Below are 2,770 nucleotides of genomic sequence, written 5' to 3' on the forward strand. Positions count from 1 at the left end.
GCCCGCGCCGTCATGCGCCTCATCCTCATGGGAATCCCCCTTCGGTCGTGGACATCCGGCCACCACCGTGGCCCGGCCCGCCGGGGCGGCACCACGTGTTTCGGCCCTCGCCGAAACCGGGAGGAAGATCGCGGTCAGCCCGCGCCGACGAAGATCACCATCAGCAGCCACACCACCGGTGCCGTCGGCAGCAGCGAGTCCAGCCGGTCCATGATCCCGCCGTGGCCGGGGAGCAGCGTGCCCATGTCCTTGATGCCGAGGTCCCGTTTGATCATCGACTCGGCGAGGTCGCCGAGGGTCGCGCTGGCGGCGGCCGCGGCGCCCAGCAGGAGCCCCTGCCACCAGCGGCCGTCGTCGACGAGCAGTTCCATGCACACGGCGCCCGCCGCCATCGCGAACGCCAGTGCGCCGCCGAGTCCTTCGCGGGTCTTGCCGGGGCTGATGCGCGGGGCGAGTTTGTGGCGGCCGAACTTGTAGCCCACGGCGTACGCGCCGGTGTCGCTGATCACCGTGAGGATCAGGAATGTCAGCACCCGCTGCGGCCCGTCGTCGTCCGCGGCGAGCATCAGCGCGACGAAGGAGGCGAGGAACGGCACGTAGAACGCGGCGAAGACGCCGGCGGTGACGTCGCGGAGGTAGTCCTCCGCGGGGCGCGTCAGCCGCCAGACGGGGACGGCGAGGGCGGTCAGCGCGAGCGCCGCCCCGGCGCCCTCGGCGCCGCGCGCGTACCCGGCGATGATCATCCCGACGCCGCCGAGGGCCAGCGGCACCAGCGGGGTGCGGATGCCGCGGCACTCCGTCAGCCGCGACGTCAGCTCCCACAGCCCGACCGCCACGGCGACGACGATGACGCCGAGGAAGAGCACTTTCACGACGAACAGCGTGGCCAGCACGATGGCGCCGAGGCCGAGCCCGACGCCTATGGCCGCGCCGAGGTCCCGGCCGCCGCGGCGCCGCTTGGGTGCGGGCGGCGGCGCGGAGGAGGCGTCGCCCGGGACGCCGGGTTCCCCGGAGGGACCGGGGGAGGGTTCGTCGGCAGGGGCGTCGCCGGACACGATGGGCATGCGCGGAGTCTGCGCCCTTTCACCCCCGCCGTACACGGGACCCGCCGGGGCCCCCCTGGAGGAGTCGTTCATCAGACCTCTAGCAGCTCTGCTTCCTTGTGCTTGAGCAGCTCATCGACCTGGGCCACGTACTTGTGCGTGGTGTCGTCGAGCTCCTTCTCGGCGCGGCGGCCCTCGTCCTCGCCGATCTCGCCGTCCTTGATGGCCTTGTCGATGGTCTCCTTGGCCTTGCGGCGTACGGACCGGATGGCGATCCGCGCGTCCTCGCCCTTGGCCTTGGCGACCTTGATGAACTCCTTGCGGCGTTCCTCGGTGAGCTGCGGGAAGACCACCCGGATGATGTTGCCGTCGTTGGAGGGGTTGACGCCGAGGTCGGAGTCCCGGATGGCCTGCTCGATGTTGCGCAGGGCGCTCTTGTCGAACGGGGTCACCACCGCCATCCGCGGCTCCGGCACCGAGAACGACGCCAGTTGGTTGATGGGCGTCTGAGCCCCGTAGTAATCCGCCGTGATCTTGTTGAACATCGCCGGATGGGCCCGCCCGGTGCGGATCGCGGCGAGGTCCTCCTTGGCGACCACGACGGCCTTCTCCATCTTCTCCTCGGCTTCGAGGAGGGTCTCTTCGATCACCACTGGCTCCTGGTCTCTTCCGTGGGCGGCCCGGGGGTGCGCCCCCGTTCCGCCCATACCATGCCTGCACGGTGTCCGACCGGCAGGCCGTTGTCCATCCCTCAGACCCGGCTGCCGTGCGCGCTCACGAGCGTACCGATCTTCTCACTCCGCACCGCCCGGGCGATGTTGCCCTCCTTGAGCAGCTCGAAGACGAGGATGGGCAGTTCGTTGTCGCGGCACAGGGTGACGGCCGTGGCGTCGGCGACCTTGAGGTCGCGGGTGATGACCTCGCCGTATTCGAGCGCGTCGAACTTCACCGCGTCCGGGTTCTTCTTGGGGTCGGCGTCGTAGACCCCGTCGACGCCGTTCTTGCCCATGAGCAGGGCCTCGGCGTGGATCTCCAGCGCGCGCTGCGCGGCGGTGGTGTCCGTGGAGAAGTACGGCATGCCCATGCCGGCGCCGAAGATGACGACGCGGCCCTTCTGCATGTGCCGGATGGCGCGCAGCGGGATGTACGGCTCGGCGACCTGGCCCATGGTGATCGCCGTCTGCACCCGGGAGTCGATGCCCTCCTTCTCCAGGAAGTCCTGCAGGGCGAGGCAGTTCATGACCGTGCCGAGCATGCCCATGTAGTCGGAGCGGGCCCGGTCCATGCCGCGCTGCTGCAGTTCGGCGCCGCGGAAGAAGTTGCCACCGCCGATCACCACGGCGATCTCGTACCCGTCGCGGACGACTGCCGCGATCTCGCGGGCGATGGCGTGGACGACGTCCGGGTCGACGCCGAGATCCCCGCCGCCGGAGAACGCCTCGCCGGACAGCTTCAGCAGGAAGCGCGAGCTGTTCCTCTTCGTGTGGTGGCCGTGGTCCGCCTTCTCCTGGTGGCCGTGGTCCGCGTCGGCGTCCTCGTTCATGAAGTCTCCTCGTGCGCATGCGAAGGAGGCCATCGCCGTGGGGTTCTCATACACCCATTCCCGGCAATGGCCTCCTCGTCACTTCCGCGGCCCGGCGGCGGTCGCCCGTGCCGGCCCGCTACAACTCAACCCGACCCTAGCGGGGCCGGTGGCCGTTCGCCGTACACCGTGCGTGCCGTTCGCC

Annotated in this window: 3 protein-coding genes; all 3 read right to left on the bottom strand. The window is 70.2% G+C overall.

Going from position 1 to position 2,770, the window contains the following annotated elements; translation table 11 throughout:
* Nucleotides 1-134: 134 nt before the first annotated feature.
* Entirely contained in the window at nucleotides 135-1,064 is a 930-nt protein-coding gene (locus H5J30_RS25760) for a phosphatidate cytidylyltransferase (protein ID WP_181789737.1), read from the bottom strand.
* A gap of 71 nt (nucleotides 1,065-1,135) precedes the next feature.
* A complete protein-coding gene (gene frr / locus H5J30_RS25765; protein ID WP_027743548.1) occupies nucleotides 1,136-1,693 on the bottom strand; it encodes a ribosome recycling factor in 558 nt (185 codons plus the stop codon).
* A gap of 101 nt (nucleotides 1,694-1,794) precedes the next feature.
* A complete protein-coding gene (gene pyrH / locus H5J30_RS25770) occupies nucleotides 1,795-2,586 on the bottom strand; it encodes a UMP kinase (RefSeq protein WP_181789738.1) in 792 nt (263 codons plus the stop codon).
* Nucleotides 2,587-2,770 lie beyond the last annotated feature (184 nt).

The organism is Streptomyces phytophilus, from assembly GCF_013870535.1.
Lineage (GTDB): Bacteria > Actinomycetota > Actinomycetes > Streptomycetales > Streptomycetaceae > Streptomyces > Streptomyces phytophilus.

Bases quoted from the DNA above. Each gene is read 5' to 3' on its own strand.
- pyrH (WP_181789738.1), bottom strand. From the start codon at position 2,586: ATGAACGAGGACGCCGACGCGGACCACGGCCACCAGGAGAAGGCGGAC.
- H5J30_RS25760 (WP_181789737.1), bottom strand. From the start codon at position 1,064: ATGCCCATCGTGTCCGGCGACGCCCCTGCCGACGAACCCTCCCCCGGT.